Source organism: Pseudomonas paraeruginosa PA7, from assembly GCF_000017205.1.
In the GTDB taxonomy this organism is placed as follows: Bacteria; Pseudomonadota; Gammaproteobacteria; order Pseudomonadales; family Pseudomonadaceae; genus Pseudomonas; species Pseudomonas paraeruginosa.
In genome coordinates this window covers 4467219-4481411 of the sequence record NC_009656.1, presented here as the reverse complement: position 1 = coordinate 4481411, position 14193 = coordinate 4467219, and the positions used below count along the sequence as shown (strand labels likewise).

Genomic DNA, 14193 nt, shown 5'->3' with positions numbered 1-14193 from the left:
CCTCAGTCCGTCCCGAGGTGGGCGAGGACGAACGCCAGGCGCTCGGCGATGCCGGCTCTGGGCAGTTCCAGCAACCGGTAGCCCGACTCCGCATAGACTTCGCGCATCGCCCGTTCGGTGCGCAGGGCTTCGGCGAAATCCTGGCGGCGCTCGGTATCGTTGCGATAGATCGCTTCCCAGGCCGGGGCGATGAACACCCGGCGGTTGTAGCGCAGGTCGTTCGCCGCTTCGCGCAGCGCGGGCGGTTCGTCGAGTCGGCTCAGGCGGGCGTAACCCAGGACGTCGACGATACCGCGGTCGAAGAATACCGGGCCGGCGGTTTCGCGATGTGCCTGCCACGTCGCCAGGGCCTGTTCCAGCATGAGTGTCTTGAACGCTTCGGCGTTCGCCCAGGGCAGGGCGTCGCCCCGGTTCGCCAGTTGCTGGCGGATGATCGCCCGGCCAGCCTCGCCCACGCAGCGTTGGCCGTGCCGCCGCAGGGCTTCGAGCAGGCTGGTCTTGCCCGTGCCGGGGGCGCCCGTGAAGACGAAGCAATGCTTCAACTCGATAGGCATCGTGAGTCTCTTCGGAAAAGGTTGATGGAGGAAAGGATGTCGCGAGGGAGAGGAAAAGAAGGGCGCCCGGGAGGACGCCCGAAGATGATCATGGAGTAAGTCGACTGTTCAGAGCGGTGGCGTGGTGGAAAGTTCCATGCCTGTCCCCATCAGCGCGCGGGCGTGAGGGTCAGCCGCTTGCTGCCATAGGCGCGGTCGAGGTTCTGTGGCTGGAACGGGAAGCTGACGTAACGCCCCTTGAGCCAGGCATCGATGCCGTCGGCATAGTGCGGGCTGGCCGGGTTGCCGGACTGGCCGCTGCTGTTCACGCCGATCATCGGTTCGCTCTGGCCGAAATCGACGATCAGGCGCATCGCCGGGATCAGCCAGGTGTCGAAATCCTGGCCCCAGTTATAGGCAGACACGTCCAGGGTGGTATGGTCGCCCCCCGCCGGGTAGGGACCGCGGTCGAGATAGCCCTTGATTGCGCCGAGTCCGGCACGCTCACCGGCGCTCAGATAGGGAGCCATCCGCGAACTGTCGCTCTGCCATTCATAGGTGTGCAGCGAACCCCATTGCCAGGCCTTGCGCTCGCTGCCCAGCCGCTGTTCGCAGAACGCCACCGCAGCGGCCAGGCTGCGGGCCAGGATCGCCGGCTTGTCTTCCATCTGCGGCGTCCGGGTGTCGTCCCAGAACGGGCTGTCGTCGCGACCGAGCAGGTGGTCGGCCTGCGCCGAGTAGGAGAGGTTGGCGGTTTCGACGAAGGCCTTCCAGGCCGGACCATCCTCCGGACCGAGTTCGTCGAGGAAAATCTGCCGGGCGCTTTCCTGGAGAAACGCGCCGTACAGCGCGGCGTCGCTGGAGTTCGCCGCCAGCTTGCCGTCGAACGCCATCAGCCGGTCGTAGGCCTCGTGCGCGCGACCGCGCTGCGCTTCCGGCAGGGCGTCGATGGCCTGGCGCAGCGGCAGGGCCATGCCGGGGCTGTCGAACATCGCCTGCAGCTTGGCGACGAACAGCGAGGTCTGGTCGTACTGCATGCGGATCATGCTCTGGGTATCGTGGCTCCTGCTGGCGCCGGCCAACTGGGCGATGCGCTCGGCGCGCTCCGGATAGTACCAGGAGTTGGACAGCTGGGCGCCGTAGCCGGGTTGCACGGTCCGATGGTTGGCGGTGCCCAGCCAGCCTTGCTGCGGGTCCTGGTCGGAGGGATGGAGGATCGGCTCGGCATAGCCGTCCCAGTCGTAGCGCCCGTCCCAGCCGGGGGAGGGCAGCAGGCCGCGACCTTCCTTGCGGTTCGGGTAGCGACCGGTGACCTGCCAGCCGATGTGCTTCTCGTCGGCGAACACGATGTTCAGAGGCATCGCGCGGATTTCGCGGGTAGCGTCGAAGGCCTGCTCGATGGTCCGGGCTCGCGACAGGTCGAAGAAACCGTCGAGGGTCCGGTCGGCTTCCTGCTGGATGCTGCGGTAGGCCAGGCCATAGCCGCTGCTCAGCGGCAGCGGCTGGAGGATGTTCTTGCGTTCACCCAGGGCGCTGTTGAGCAGCGGGCCGTGGCGGGTTTCGTGGATCACCTCGCGGATTGGCCGCTGGCCCTTGATGAAGAAGGTTTCCTGGCGCTCGCGGGTCGGCAGCCATTTGCCGTCGGCCAGGTAGTAGAGGCGGTTGCCCTGGCGTCGCAGCTGTTCCAGGTAGAGATCCTGGTTGTCACCCAGGACCATGGTCATGCCCCACGCCAGCTTGCCGTTGAAGCCCGCCACCACGCCCGGCAGGCCGGCGATGGAGACGCCCGCGGCCTGGTACTTGGGCGAGCGGATCTGCACGTAGTTCCACACCGAAGGCATGCTCAGCGGCAGGTGGGTGTCGTTGGCCAGCAGGCTCTTGCCGCTGCGGCTGCGTTGCGGCGCGATGGCCCAGTTATTCGAGGCGGCGACGCCGAGCATGCTCAATGCGGCGACCTGCCGGGCGGCGCCATCGATGCCGGCGAGACCGGGAATCTGCCCGTCCAGGCGCAGACCCTTGAGCTTTTCCGCTTCGTCGAACGGCAGGTTCTCGTCGGGATAGGACGGGGTCAGCCAGGCCAGCTTGTCGCTGCCGACCTTCTGGGCGATCGCCAGCGAGGCGATTTCTTCCTGGAGGTTCACCGCCAGGCCGAAGTTGAGCAGGACGAAGACCAGCGCCGAGTCCTCGGGCTTCCAGTATTCCGGGCGGTAGCCGGACTGGGCGAGGTCCATCGGCAGCTTGTCGCGGTAGCGGTACAGGTAGGCGTTGACGCCGCGCGCGTAGACCTCGAAGAAGCGTCGCAGGCGTGGCGAGGCGTTCTTGTACTGGATCTCCGCGGCCTGGCGCAGGTTCACCGTGCGCATGAAGCGGTCGATCTCCAGCGCGCCGGGGCCGGCCATCTCGGCCAGACGCCCCTGGCCCAGCAGGCGCAGGCCGACCATCTGGCTGAGGCGGTCGGAAGCGTGCACGTAACCCAGGGCGAACAACGCGTCGTGGAAGGTACTGGTCTCGATCAGCGGCATGCCCAGCGCGTTGCGCCGGATCGAGACGTTCTGCGCCAGGCCCTTGATCGGCTGCACGCCGGAGGTTGGCGGCAGGCTGTCGGCATAGCGGTCGTCGAGCCAGGACTGGCAGCCGGCGAGACCGAGCAGGGTGCCGAAGGCCGCGGCGGCGCCGCAACGGGGAAGAAAGCGCATGAAGGCTGGCGAGGCCATGGGGTGGGAGCTCCTGCGGGGGTGGTCGCGTCGAGAGGCGCTACGTTAGAGAGGAGCGCAGGGCCGCGCAAGCTCCGCCTGCGGTCGTCCGCGAGGACATTCGCAGGCCGGCTCGGGACTCGCTACTTCGGCGGGTTGATGCGCTCCACCAAAGCATAGGCGCGTTGCGTCGCCGGGCGCTGGCGAATGTTCTCGAACCAGCGCTGCAGGTGGGGGAAGTCGGCAAGATCCTGCTCCTGCCACTGGTGCGGGACGATCCACGGATAGATCGCCATGTCGGCGATGCTGTAGTCGTCGCCGGCGACGAAGGCGCGGTCGGCCAGACGCTGGTCGAGGACGCCATACAGGCGCGCGGTTTCCTTGACGTAGCGCTCGATGGCGTAGGGGATCTTCTGCGCGGCGAAGCGGCTGAAGTGATGGTTCTGTCCGGCCATCGGCCCCAGCCCGCCCATCTGCCAGAACAGCCATTGCAGGGTTTGTTCGCGGGTGCGCAGGTCCCTGGCGAGGAAGCGGCCGGTCTTTTCCGCGAGGTAGAGCAGGATCGCGCCGGACTCGAACAGGGCCAGGGGTTCGCCGCCGTCGGCCGGCTGCCGGTCGACGATGGCGGGAATCTTGTTGTTCGGAGAGATTTTCAGGAATTCCGGCTGGAACTGCTCGCCCTGGCCGATGTTGATCGGATGGAGGGTATAGGGCAGGCCGGCCTCCTCGAGGAACAGGCTGATCTTGTGGCCGTTCGGGGTGGTCCAGTAGTAGAGGTCGATCATCGGTGCCTCCGCTTCTTCGATGGGTTACGAAAGGAAGACTGTACGCCAGGACGGGAGGTTCGATGCAAATCGTGCCGGTCGCTGCACAGCGCTGTCGCGCCGGCAAAAGGCCCGCTGTCATGCGGGCCTGGAATTCTCCGAGCGCGGCGGCGCTCAGGCGCCGTGGCACTTCTTGAATTTCTTCTCGCTGCCGCAGGGGCAGGGGTCGTTGCGGCCCACCGTCTTCAGCGGGTTGCGCACCGGCTCGTGGCTGTGGTTGCAGTGCGGGCCGTGGACGTGGCCATGGTCGTGCTGGTGATCATGGTCGTGGTTGCAGTTCGGGCCGTGCACGTGGGGTTCCTGACTCATGGGGGACCTACTCTGGAATGAAATCGCCGGGAATTATCTCGCCATTTCGTCTCAGGTGCACGCTGCGGCCGAACATCAGGCCGGTCTTCACCTCGCCCGCCAGGCGATAGCGGATCGGCTCCTCCGGACGTTCGAGGAGCTTGACGATGTATTTCATGTGGCGCCAGAGATTGGTTCGCACCGGCACGTCGAACACTTCGTGGCCGTGGGCCGGTACGGTGAACCACTGGCCGGATTCGCCTTCGGCGAGCTGGATGTCGTTGAGTTGCACCGCGTACCGCAGGCCGCGCACCGGCAGGCTGAAGTCGTTGGGATTGTCGATGCGGAAGCGCATGACGAACTCCTGCTCCAGCAGGCGTGCCTTGATCACCTCCACCTTCAGCAGCTTGACGTCCGGGTCTTCGAAGTTGCCGGTCATCCAGCTGCAGCCGGACAGATTGGAGATTACGCCCCACATCATCATAAGGCTGATAATTCTTATCATTTGCGCCTGGTAATTCATGTCAATCCCCCCCGAGACGCCCCAGTTTATCAAGCAGTGAATGTGCTGCAACTCATTGTTGTATAGAGGAAAGATGTTTCAGCTACAGGCCTGTGTCCACATGTTTCCCGCATTGCGGCCCGGGGAGCATGGAGAAGCGCGTATGCCCGTGCAAGTCTTCCCGTCGGCTCGCGCGTCCGGCATGGCTGACCCGAGCCTGGCCGTTGCCGACCCAGTCACTGCATGGGACCACGGCGAGGGGTACAATCGTTCCCGCAATCGTCAGGGGGCGCCACTCCGCCCGGCCCGTCACTCGGAGAGATGCCAATGAGCCGCTTTGAAATCGCCTTTTCCGGTCAACTGGTCGCGGGCGCCAGGCCCGAAGTGGTCAAGGCCAACCTGGCCAAGCTGTTCCAGGCCGACGCGCAGCGCATCGAGCTGCTGTTTTCCGGACGCCGGGTGGTGATCAAGAACAATCTCGACGCGGCATCCGCGGAGAAGTACCGCAGCGTGCTGGAGCGCGCGGGAGCGATCGCCCTGGTCAGCGAGATGGAGGTCGAGGAGGTGGTCATGGCGCCACCACCGGCGCCGCAGCCCTCGGCAGCGACGCCGCCGTCCGTGGCGGCTGCGCCGGCACCCGCCGGGCGCCTGCAGGTCGCGCCGCGGGACGGCTACATGGCGGCCTTCGCCGAGGTTGACGCGCCGGACTTCGGCCTGGCTCCGCTAGGTGCCGACCTGCAGGACGCCAAGGCCGGGATCGAGGCGCCGAAGCTCGATCTCGCTGGTCTCAGCATCGCCCCGGTCGGCAGCGACATGGGCCAGGCGCGCGCCGAGGCGCCGCCGCCGGCGCCGGATACCAGTCACCTGCGCCTGCAGGATTGAGACGCTCAGCCCGGCAGGCGGGCAACGCATCGAAAGCGTCCGGCGCCAAGTCCTCGGCCAGAGCGACCAAGCGCGGCGTGGTCATCCGCCGGTTCGACGGTGATCGCTACGGCGCCGCTGGACACCGGCTCAGTGGTCGAAATCGTCCTGGTAGACGAACTTCGGCATTTCCCAGTGGAAGCGGATGGCCAGGAGGCGGAACAGGAAGCCGCTGAACAGGGTGATCAGCATCGCCTGTTCCGAGGGCAGTTCCAGTTCCACGCAGATCAGGTAGCACCAGGCGCTGGCGAAGGACACGCTGGCGTAGAGCTCGCGGCGGAAGATCAGCGGCACGTCGTTGCAGAGGATGTCGCGAAGGATGCCGCCGAAAACCCCGGTTATCACCCCGCTGATCGCCGCGATCAGCAGGCTGTGGCCCATCTCCAGGCTGACCTGGCAGCCGATCAGGGTGAACGCCACCAGGCCGACCGCGTCGAGCACCAGGAACAGCGAGCGCAGGTGGCGCATCAGCGGCGCGATGAAGACCGTGACCAGCGCGGCGACGGCGGTCAGCGCCAGGTATTCGGGATGGCGGACCCAGGTCAGCGGATAATGGCCGAGCAGCATGTCGCGCACCGAGCCGCCGCCCAAGGCGGTGACGCAGGCGATCAGCACCACGCCGAACAGGTCCATGCTGCGCCGGCCGGCCGACAGCGCACCGGTCATGGCTTCGGCGGTGATGGCGATGATGTAGAGCACGGTCAGCAGCATGGGGATGGGCCCGGATGAAAAGGCTGCGCATTCTACCCGAGCGGCCGGGAACGCCCAAACCGCGGCGCCTGGCGCAGTCTCTCAGGCGTGCATGCGCAACCAGAAACGCTCCTGGCAGGCGTTGCTGAAATGCTTGTGGCAAGGGCGGATGTCCTGTCCCGCGGCATCCAGCACCTCGTAGCCGATCCAGCATTCCTCGCAGGCCTGCTCGTGCGGCAACAGGTCGCGTTCGCAATGTTGGCGCAGACGCACGCCGTTGTCGAAGCGATAGATGGCCTCGCGGCTGTGGATTTCGCTGCCGCCCTCCCGGTACCGCCGTTCCTCGCGCTGTTCGTCGCTGATCGAAACGGGTGAGGGCAGGGCATGGATGGCGCGGATGTAGCTGGCGAGCGAGCGCATCGGTCAGTTGATCCAGGGACCGCAGCATTTCTTCAGCTTGCCGCCGGCGCCGCAGGGGCACGGGTCGTTGCGGCCGAGCCCGAGGGCTACCGTGGGGTCGAGGAAATACCAGCGGCCGTCGCGCTGGACGAAGCCGGAACACTCGCGGTGGGCATGCTCACCGGCGGCGTCGTGCCAGCGCGCGGTGAAGGTGACCCGCGCGTGTTCCGGTTTTCCGCCGAGCACCTCGTGGCTTTCCACGTCGAGACCGAGCCAGGTGCTGCCGTGGCTCCAGGCGCGGATGCCGTCGAGATCGAGTCCGGCCTGCTGCGCCGGCAGCGTGGTCTCGCGCAGGTAGTCCACCAGGCCCAGGGCATAGGCGCTGTAACGCGAGCGCATCAGCGCTTCCGCGGTGGGGGCCGGATGGCCCCGGTGATAGCGGCCGCAGCATTCGTCGAGCGGGTCGCCGCTGCCGCAAGGGCAGGAGGGTTGGTTCATGCTTACCACCAGTACTTGCCGAAATTTTCCGGGTTGGCCCAGAACCTGGCGTTCAGCCAGTCGGGGACCTGCTTGTATTCGTGCAGGTCGTAGGTGAACAGGGTCAGGGTCTGCCCCTCGCGCTGGAAGCGTTCGCTGTTCTGCATGGCGAGGGCGAAGAAATCGGTTTCGTTCCAGTCGCTGGCGCCGAGGTCGACCAGTACCGCGACCCGGCTGGCGTTCAGGTTGCGCACCCCGGCGAGCAGTTGCAGGCCGCGGCGCTGCGGCAGGTGTTCCAGGCAGTCGACGAAGAGTGCCAGGTCGAAACGCTGGCTGGCCAGTTCAGCGGGCAGTTCCGCTGCCGGGCTGTGTGCCAGTTGGCACTGTGGATGGTTGTGGAGAAAGGCCTCCACCGCCGGCAGCCGGCTGGCGCCGACCACTAGCAGGCGCTTCGGCGCGTGGCGGGCGAGCAGCGCGGCCAGGGCCTGTTGCGGGGTGCGCGGGGAAATCGGTTCGCTCATGGGAAAACAGCCTCCTCGGATTCGCCAAGACTAGCCTGAAGCGCCTGCATGGCCTAGTGCTGGCGCTTTTTTCGGCAGGGGTCTTTACTCCCTATCTGTCGGTAACAACCGATCCACGAGGAGAATTCCAATGAGCATCACGAGGACCGCTTTACCCCTGATCCTGGTCAGCGGCTTGCTGACGGGCTGCGCAGGGTTGCAGAAAAGCGACTGGCCGACCTGTGCGGCGGTCGGTGGTGTTACCGGGGCCGGCCTGGGCGCGATCGAAAGCAGCAGCTGGGCCGGCTGGGGCGCCCTGATCGGCGGTGGTGTCGGCGCCGCCTATTGCTGGGTGCATGGCGCCGGCGAGCAGGTCGCGCCGCCGCCTCCGCAACCGGTCGAGGAAGTCGCGCCGCCGCCCCCGGTGGTCAAGGAGGAAACCATTGTCGTGCGCGACCTGCACTTCGCCTTCGACTCGTCGAAGGTGGACGCCGCCGACAGCGAGAAGCTCAACGGTATCGCCGAGCGCCTGAAGGGTGAGGCGGCCAGTACCCGGCTGAGCATCACCGGGCATACCGACAGCGTCGGTTCCGACGCCTACAACCAGAAGCTGTCGGAACGGCGCGCCAATGCCGTTGCGAACTATCTGATCGATGCCGGGGTGCCTTCGAGCATCATCGTTGGCGTGCAGGGCCTGGGCGAAAGCCAGCCGGTCGCCGACAACAAGACCCGCGAGGGCCGGGCCGAGAACCGCCGGGTGGAAATCCTCATCAAGCGCGAGTGACGCCGCAGGTACGCAGGAAAACGGGGGCCTGGTCGCCCCCGTTTTCGTCCATGGCTGGCGCAGCGGCGGACTGGCGAGTATGTTCCCCGCACACGATGTCTTGGGGGGAGTTCCATGAAAGCGTTTCTCGGCCTGGGCAAGCTCGTGACCCTGGCGTTCTGGGGCACGGTGCTGGTCAATCTGCTGCATCCGTTCGCCTATCCGCTGAACTGGCTGTTGTCGATCGCGGGCGGCCTGATCCTGTTGATCCACCTGATCGAGATCCTGGTGCTCGGACGGCGCCTGAAGGCGCGCGCGCACCCCTGGCTGGATCGCTTCCAGGTCCTGCTGTTCGGTGTGTTCCACATGCTCGCGCTGCCGGCCCTGAGCCCGGCCAGCGAGGCGCCGCGGGAGCAGGAGGATGGCGATGCGTAAGCGACTGTTCGGCTTGTTGCTGATCGCTCCGCTGTGCTGGGCCGAGGCCGCCATGGCGGCCGATAACCCGGCGCCGGCGGTACGCCAGCAGGGCATCGGCGGCACCGTGCGGGTCCAGCCCAACTCGGTGATGCGCCTGCCCAAGCGGGCCCAGGAGCTGCGCCTGCAACGGGTGGAGATCGGCGAGGATGGCGCCCTGCTGATTCCTCTGCAGGTCAGCGTGCTGCGCATCGAGGAACTGCGCATGGCGCGCAATGCCCGCATCGGCGTGGCCCCGGGCGAGGGGCGCATCAGCATCGAGGTGATCAGCGGGCACCTGGCCGACGGCAGCATCATCGCCGCCCCGGGCGCCACCGGCACCTTTCGCCAGCGTGCCGGCAACGGTCGCGACCTGACCCTGCGGTTGCAGGCGGTGGAAGTGGAGAACCTGCTGCTGGACGCCCGCGGCGGCGTCGGCGCGCCGGGCTATGACGGCCTGGACGGCGCCTCTGGCAAGGCCTCGGGATGCTTCTGGGGCAGCGCGCAGAAAGGTGGCGACGGCCAGTCCGGCAGCGACGGTGGACCGGGTGGGGCTGGCGGTCGGATTCGCCTGGAGGTGCCGGGCGACTTCCCCGTGGAGCGCCTCCAGACCCGCCTGGAGGGCGGCGTCGGTGGCGCCGGCGGCAAGGCGGGCAAGCCGGGCGCGGCCGATCCCGACAACGGTTGCTGGATCTATTCGGTGGACGCCGGCCGGGCCGGCCGCGGCGGGCAGGATGGCGCGAATGGCGCCGACGGCAGCGATGGCAGCCTGGATGTCGTGCGCTTCTGAGCGAAGGCGCGAGGCTGCCGGGAGGGCGGCAGGCCGCTGAGCGGCCCGCGCAGGTTGCGCCAACGCCTCAGAGGCTGGGGCGCGCGGCCACCAGGGCCACCAGGAGCACGCCGAGGAGCAGGTTGAAGCCGACGGTGCGACGGATCCTGCCCAGCGCCTGGCCGCCGGCCGGCCAGTCCCGCGCTTCCACCGCCCGGCGCAGCTCCGGCAGTTGCAGGGCCTGTACCCGCAGGAACAGCGCCAGCATGGCGACGTAGAGGCCCATCATCACCTGTACGTAGCGCGGCGCGCCGGTGAAGCCGTTGAAGCTCAGGTGCAGCATGCCGACGCCACTGAGTGGCAGCAGGATCACCGCCGCCCATACCCAGTGGAAGAAACGCCGGAACACCTCCAGCCACAGGCCCAGCCGGGCCGGCGCCTCGAGGGTGGCGACCGCCGCCGGACGGAGGATCGTCCAGGCGAAGAACATCCCTCCGACCCAGGCCAGGGCGGCCAGGACATGCAGGGCGTAGACGAGGGCGTAAGGGGTCATTCGGCGATCTCCACTGGCGGTTGTGACGAAGCGCGTTATCATAGCCGCCCTGTCGAACCACTGAAAATTTATCCAGCTATGGCGCGCCGGCGGATTCGTCTTCCGCTGCGCGCCGGGCCCAGGAATTCCATGCTCAGCGCCGAACTCAAGTCCCAGATCCAGGGTGCCTACACCCGCTTTCTCGAAGCCAAGGAGCTGAAGCCTCGCTATGGCCAGCGCCTGATGATCGCCGAAGTGGCCAAGGCCCTCGGCGCGATCAAGGAGGACGAGGAGGGGCACCGCGAGGGCGAGCCGGCGGTGCTCGCGGTGGAAGCCGGCACCGGTACCGGCAAGACCGTGGCCTACAGCCTGGCGGCGATCGCCTGCGCCAAGGCCAGTGGCAAGCGCCTGGTGATCGCCACCGCCACCGTCGCCCTGCAGGAACAGATCGTCCACAAGGACCTTCCCGACCTGCTGCGCAATAGCGGCCTGGCTTTCAGCTTCGCCCTGGCCAAGGGCCGCGGGCGCTACCTGTGCCTGTCCAAGCTCGACGTGCTGCTGCAGGAAGGCCAGGCGCAGAGCGCGACGGCGCAGCTGTTCGCCGACGACGGCTTCAACATCGATGTCGACGAGGCCAGCAGCAAGCTGTTCAACCAGATGATCGAGCGCCTGGCCGGCAACCGCTGGGACGGCGATCGCGACAGCTGGCCGGAGGCGATCGACGACGCGCACTGGGCGCAACTGACCACCGATCACAGCCAGTGCACCAACCGGCATTGTCCGAACTTCCAGCAGTGCGCCTTCTACAAGGCGCGCGAAGGCATGACCAAGGTCGACGTGATCGTCACCAACCACGACCTGGTGCTGGCCGACCTGGCGCTGGGCGGCGGCGCCATACTGCCCGACCCGCGCGAGACCCTCTATGTGTTCGACGAGGGCCACCACCTGCCGGACAAGGCCATCGGCCACTTCGCTCATTTCACCCGCCTGCGCGCCACCGCCGACTGGCTGGAGCAGATCGCCAAGAACCTCACCAAGCTGCTCGCCCAGCACCCGCTGCCGGGCGACCTCGGACGCCTGATCGAACAGGTGCCGGAACTGGCCCGGGAGATCAAGACCCACCAGCAATTCATGTTCACCGCCTGCGAGGAGATCGGCGACTTCCGCGCCGGCGAAGACATGGAAGGCCGCGAGCGACCGCGCCACCGGTTCGTCGGTGGGGTCGTCCCCGAGCATATCCGCGAGATGGGCATCGAGCTGAAGAAGGGCTTCGCCAAGCTGACCGACCTGTTCACCCGCCTCACCGACATCCTCAAGGAAGCGATGGACGGCGAAGGCGCCGGCGGCATCGCCAGCCACCAGGCGGAAGAGTGGTACCCGCTGTTCGGCAGCCTGCTGGCGCGCGCCCAGGGCAACTGGGAGCTATGGACCGCGTTCACTTGCGAGGATCCGCAGGACAGTCCGCCGATGGCGCGCTGGCTGACCCTCGCCGAGAGCGGCAGCTTCTACGATATCGAGGCCAACGCCAGTCCGATCCTGGCCGCCGAGACCTTGCGCCGCAACTTGTGGAACGTCGCCTACGGGGTCCTGGTGACCTCCGCCACGCTGACCGCGCTGGGCACCTTCGATCGCTACCGGATGCGCGCCGGCCTGCCGCGTGGCGCGATCACCGCGGTGGTGCCGAGTCCGTTCCACCATGCCGAGGCCGGCGTGCTGCGAGTGCCCGACCTCAAGGCCGATCCGCGCAACGCCGCCGAACACACCGCGGCGATCATCCGCGAGCTGCCGGACCTGGTGAAGGGCGCGCGCGGCAGCCTGGTGCTGTTTTCCTCGCGCAAGCAGATGCAGGAAGTCTTCGACGGCCTCGAACGCGACTGGCGCAAGCGGGTCTTCATCCAGGGCAACCTGTCCAAGCAGGAGACCCTGAACAAGCACAAGGCGCGGGTCGATGATGGCGAGGAAAGCGTGCTGTTCGGCCTCGCCAGCTTCGCCGAGGGCGTCGACCTGCCGGGCGCCTACTGCGAGCACGTGGTGATCGCCAAGATCCCCTTCGCCGTGCCCGACGACCCGGTGGAAGCGGCGCTGGCCGAGTGGATCGAGGCGCGCGGCGGCAATCCGTTCATGGAGATCGCCGTACCGGACGCCTCGCTACGCCTGGTCCAGGCCTGCGGGCGGCTGCTGCGCACCGAACAGGACCGCGGCACCATCACCCTGCTGGATCGCCGCGTCGTCACCCAGCGCTACGGCAAGGCCATCCTCAATGCGTTGCCGCCGTTCCGGCGGGAAATCGCCTGAGGCGCTGGTCTCGCTGGCGAACCCCCTGTCGCCGGCCCTGTACGCCACGAGGGTGTCGCGGCGGCCGGGCTGTGCTTTCCCAAGAGTTGGCGCTGGCCGGTGTATTGCCGTCGGCGCGAGATGATTCAGCCGCTCGATGAGCGATCATTCGCCGGCAGCCACCTTGTGAACCCCTCTTATGTCAGGGTTCACAAGGTGGCTGGGGGCTGGAAGAATGCTTCGACCACTTTCCGCCGGAGCTCCCGCATGACCCCGCAAGGCCACTGTGACCGCCGTTTCGCCCCGCTTGCCGAGGCCTTCGCCAGGCTCTTCGATAATCCGCAGGAGCGCGGCGCGGCGCTGTGCGTGCAGGTCGGCGGCGAGACGGTGGTCGACCTCTGGGGCGGATTCGCTGACAAGGACGGCCACCAGCCCTGGCAGCGCGACACCCTCCTCAATCTGTTTTCCTGCACCAAGACCTTCACCGCCGTCGCCGTGCTGCAACTGGTGGCCGAGGGCAAGCTGGAACTGGACGCCCCGGTGGCACGCTACTGGCCGGAGTTCGCCGCCAACGGCAAGGCGGCGATCAGCGTGCGCCAGTTGCTCTGCCATCGCGCCGGCCTGCCGGCGCTGCGCGAACAGTTGCCGCCGGAGGCCCTCTATGACTGGGAAGCCATGACCGCGGCGCTGGCCGCCGAGGAGCCCTGGTGGATACCGGGCGAGGCCCATGGCTACGCGCCGATCACCTATGGCTGGCTGGTCGGCGAAGTGATCCGCCGGGTCGATGGCCGTGAACCGGGCGCGGCCATCGTCGCCCGCACCGCGGCGCCGCTGGGGCTGGATTTCCACATCGGCCTGGACGACAGCCAGTTCGGCCGCGTCGCGCACATGGCGCGGAGCAAGGGCAGTCTCGGCGACGCCGCCGCCCAGCGCATGCTCAAGACCATGATGAGCGAGCCGCTGGCCCTGACCACCCGCGCCTTCACCAACCCGCCATCGATCCTCACCAGTACCAACAAGCCGGAATGGCGGCGCATGCAGCAGCCGGCGGCCAACGGCCACGGCAATGCGCGCGCGCTTGCCGGCTTCTACAGCGGCCTGCTGCAGGGACGCCTGCTGGAGGATGCGTTGCTCGGCGAACTGGCCCGCGAACATGCGGTGGGGGAGGACCGGACCCTGCTGACACGCACCCGCTTCGGCCTGGGCACCATGCTCGACCAGCCCGGCGTGGCCAACGCTACCTACGGCCTCGGTGCCAAGGCCTTCGGCCATCCCGGGGCGGGTGGTTCGATCGGCTTTGCCGATCCCGAGCGCGAACTGGCTTTTTCCTTTGTCAGCAATGCCTTGGGGCCGTACGTGCTGATGGATCCGCGGGCGCAGCAGTTGGCGCGCGTCGCCGGCGAGTGCCTGTAATAGGTTGGTTAACTTTTAACCGCCTGTCGGCTGAATGCCAAATTTCATTGCCAAATAATGGCTTAGCGACACAATCTAAAGCGTCGTATGAGATAGGGCGTTGCCGGTGCAGTGGATTGAACCGGCATCGCTGCGATGTGACCGGCGGTTGAGCCGAATGTT

Annotated in this window: 16 protein-coding genes; 6 read left to right on the top strand and 10 right to left on the bottom strand. The window is 67.3% G+C overall.

The annotated features are described in order from the left end of the window. Positions 1-2: 2 nt before the first annotated feature. The 5 genes from PSPA7_RS20665 to PSPA7_RS20645 all read right to left on the bottom strand — a co-directional run bounded on the left by PSPA7_RS20665 (position 3) and on the right by PSPA7_RS20645 (position 4861). Positions 3-554 (bottom strand): AAA family ATPase, encoded by a 552-nt coding sequence (locus PSPA7_RS20665; protein ID WP_012076759.1) that lies wholly within the window; start codon positions 552-554, stop codon positions 3-5. Between the two features lie 149 nt (positions 555-703). Further along, entirely contained in the window at positions 704-3247 is a 2544-nt protein-coding gene (gene quiP / locus PSPA7_RS20660; protein WP_012076758.1) for an acyl-homoserine-lactone acylase QuiP, read from the bottom strand. Between the two features lie 122 nt (positions 3248-3369). Beyond that, positions 3370-4011 carry a glutathione binding-like protein gene (locus PSPA7_RS20655; RefSeq protein ID WP_012076756.1) on the bottom strand — a complete coding sequence of 214 codons (642 nt, stop codon included), beginning with the start codon at positions 4009-4011 and terminating at the stop codon, positions 3370-3372. 153 nt (positions 4012-4164) lie between these two features. Beyond that, positions 4165-4359, bottom strand: a complete 195-nt coding sequence (locus PSPA7_RS20650; protein ID WP_003153714.1) for an SEC-C metal-binding domain-containing protein — start codon at positions 4357-4359, stop codon at positions 4165-4167. A gap of 7 nt (positions 4360-4366) precedes the next feature. Next, entirely contained in the window at positions 4367-4861 is a 495-nt protein-coding gene (locus PSPA7_RS20645) for an LEA/WHy family protein (protein ID WP_003153715.1), read from the bottom strand. A gap of 306 nt (positions 4862-5167) precedes the next feature. Here PSPA7_RS20645 and PSPA7_RS20640 point away from each other — a divergent pair, with 306 nt between their 5' ends. Continuing rightward, positions 5168-5722: a hypothetical protein gene (locus PSPA7_RS20640; protein ID WP_012076753.1), complete on the top strand. Its 555-nt coding sequence runs from the start codon at positions 5168-5170 to the stop codon at positions 5720-5722. Positions 5723-5851: 129 nt separating this feature from the next. On the opposite strand, the gene PSPA7_RS20635 is transcribed toward PSPA7_RS20640, so the two are convergent. The 4 genes from PSPA7_RS20635 to PSPA7_RS20620 all read right to left on the bottom strand — a co-directional run bounded on the left by PSPA7_RS20635 (position 5852) and on the right by PSPA7_RS20620 (position 7848). After that, on the bottom strand, positions 5852-6472 hold the full coding sequence (locus tag PSPA7_RS20635) for a trimeric intracellular cation channel family protein (protein ID WP_003081997.1): 621 nt from the start codon (positions 6470-6472) through the stop codon (positions 5852-5854). 81 nt (positions 6473-6553) lie between these two features. Continuing rightward, entirely contained in the window at positions 6554-6871 is a 318-nt protein-coding gene (locus PSPA7_RS20630) for a hypothetical protein (protein ID WP_012076751.1), read from the bottom strand. 3 nt (positions 6872-6874) lie between these two features. Next, a complete protein-coding gene (locus PSPA7_RS20625; protein WP_034079460.1) occupies positions 6875-7348 on the bottom strand; it encodes a YchJ family protein in 474 nt (157 codons plus the stop codon). A 2-nt stretch (positions 7349-7350) separates the two neighbouring features. After that, a complete protein-coding gene (locus PSPA7_RS20620) occupies positions 7351-7848 on the bottom strand; it encodes a DUF6231 family protein (RefSeq protein WP_003153446.1) in 498 nt (165 codons plus the stop codon). Between the two features lie 130 nt (positions 7849-7978). Between PSPA7_RS20620 and PSPA7_RS20615 the strand changes: the two genes are divergently transcribed. From PSPA7_RS20615 to PSPA7_RS20605, 3 genes are all read left to right on the top strand, one after another. After that, the gene (locus tag PSPA7_RS20615) at positions 7979-8611 is read left to right on the top strand and encodes an OmpA family protein (protein ID WP_003082015.1); all 633 of its coding nucleotides are present in this window, start codon (positions 7979-7981) and stop codon (positions 8609-8611) included. A 114-nt stretch (positions 8612-8725) separates the two neighbouring features. Next, complete coding sequence (locus tag PSPA7_RS20610; protein WP_003153443.1) at positions 8726-9025, top strand: DUF1145 domain-containing protein; 300 nt, start codon at positions 8726-8728, stop codon at positions 9023-9025. Then, entirely contained in the window at positions 9018-9833 is an 816-nt protein-coding gene (locus PSPA7_RS20605) for a hypothetical protein (protein WP_012076749.1), read from the top strand. Before PSPA7_RS20610 ends, PSPA7_RS20605 begins: the two co-directional genes overlap by 8 nt. 67 nt (positions 9834-9900) lie before the next feature. Here PSPA7_RS20605 and PSPA7_RS20600 read toward each other — a convergent pair whose 3' ends face one another. Next, positions 9901-10365: a CopD family protein gene (locus PSPA7_RS20600; RefSeq protein WP_012076748.1), complete on the bottom strand. Its 465-nt coding sequence runs from the start codon at positions 10363-10365 to the stop codon at positions 9901-9903. Positions 10366-10494: 129 nt separating this feature from the next. Here PSPA7_RS20600 and dinG point away from each other — a divergent pair, with 129 nt between their 5' ends. Both dinG and PSPA7_RS20590 read left to right on the top strand, forming a co-directional pair. Further along, positions 10495-12639: an ATP-dependent DNA helicase DinG gene (gene dinG, locus PSPA7_RS20595; protein WP_012076747.1), complete on the top strand. Its 2145-nt coding sequence runs from the start codon at positions 10495-10497 to the stop codon at positions 12637-12639. Between the two features lie 246 nt (positions 12640-12885). After that, positions 12886-14031 (top strand): EstA family serine hydrolase, encoded by a 1146-nt coding sequence (locus tag PSPA7_RS20590; RefSeq protein ID WP_012076746.1) that lies wholly within the window; start codon positions 12886-12888, stop codon positions 14029-14031. Positions 14032-14193: the final 162 nt, after the last annotated feature.

Bases quoted from the DNA above. Each gene is read 5' to 3' on its own strand.
- dinG (WP_012076747.1), top strand. From the start codon at position 10,495: ATGCTCAGCGCCGAACTCAAGTCCCAGATCCAGGGTGCCTACACCCGC.
- PSPA7_RS20620 (WP_003153446.1), bottom strand. From the start codon at position 7,848: ATGAGCGAACCGATTTCCCCGCGCACCCCGCAACAGGCCCTGGCCGCG.
- PSPA7_RS20635 (WP_003081997.1), bottom strand. From the start codon at position 6,472: ATGCTGCTGACCGTGCTCTACATCATCGCCATCACCGCCGAAGCCATG.
- PSPA7_RS20650 (WP_003153714.1), bottom strand. From the start codon at position 4,359: ATGAGTCAGGAACCCCACGTGCACGGCCCGAACTGCAACCACGACCAT.
- PSPA7_RS20590 (WP_012076746.1), top strand. From the start codon at position 12,886: ATGACCCCGCAAGGCCACTGTGACCGCCGTTTCGCCCCGCTTGCCGAG.
- quiP (WP_012076758.1), bottom strand. From the start codon at position 3,247: ATGGCCTCGCCAGCCTTCATGCGCTTTCTTCCCCGTTGCGGCGCCGCC.
- PSPA7_RS20605 (WP_012076749.1), top strand. From the start codon at position 9,018: ATGCGTAAGCGACTGTTCGGCTTGTTGCTGATCGCTCCGCTGTGCTGG.
- PSPA7_RS20655 (WP_012076756.1), bottom strand. From the start codon at position 4,011: ATGATCGACCTCTACTACTGGACCACCCCGAACGGCCACAAGATCAGC.
- PSPA7_RS20600 (WP_012076748.1), bottom strand. From the start codon at position 10,365: ATGACCCCTTACGCCCTCGTCTACGCCCTGCATGTCCTGGCCGCCCTG.
- PSPA7_RS20615 (WP_003082015.1), top strand. From the start codon at position 7,979: ATGAGCATCACGAGGACCGCTTTACCCCTGATCCTGGTCAGCGGCTTG.
- PSPA7_RS20645 (WP_003153715.1), bottom strand. From the start codon at position 4,861: ATGAATTACCAGGCGCAAATGATAAGAATTATCAGCCTTATGATGATG.
- PSPA7_RS20640 (WP_012076753.1), top strand. From the start codon at position 5,168: ATGAGCCGCTTTGAAATCGCCTTTTCCGGTCAACTGGTCGCGGGCGCC.
- PSPA7_RS20610 (WP_003153443.1), top strand. From the start codon at position 8,726: ATGAAAGCGTTTCTCGGCCTGGGCAAGCTCGTGACCCTGGCGTTCTGG.
- PSPA7_RS20630 (WP_012076751.1), bottom strand. From the start codon at position 6,871: ATGCGCTCGCTCGCCAGCTACATCCGCGCCATCCATGCCCTGCCCTCA.
- PSPA7_RS20625 (WP_034079460.1), bottom strand. From the start codon at position 7,348: ATGAACCAACCCTCCTGCCCTTGCGGCAGCGGCGACCCGCTCGACGAA.
- PSPA7_RS20665 (WP_012076759.1), bottom strand. From the start codon at position 554: ATGCCTATCGAGTTGAAGCATTGCTTCGTCTTCACGGGCGCCCCCGGC.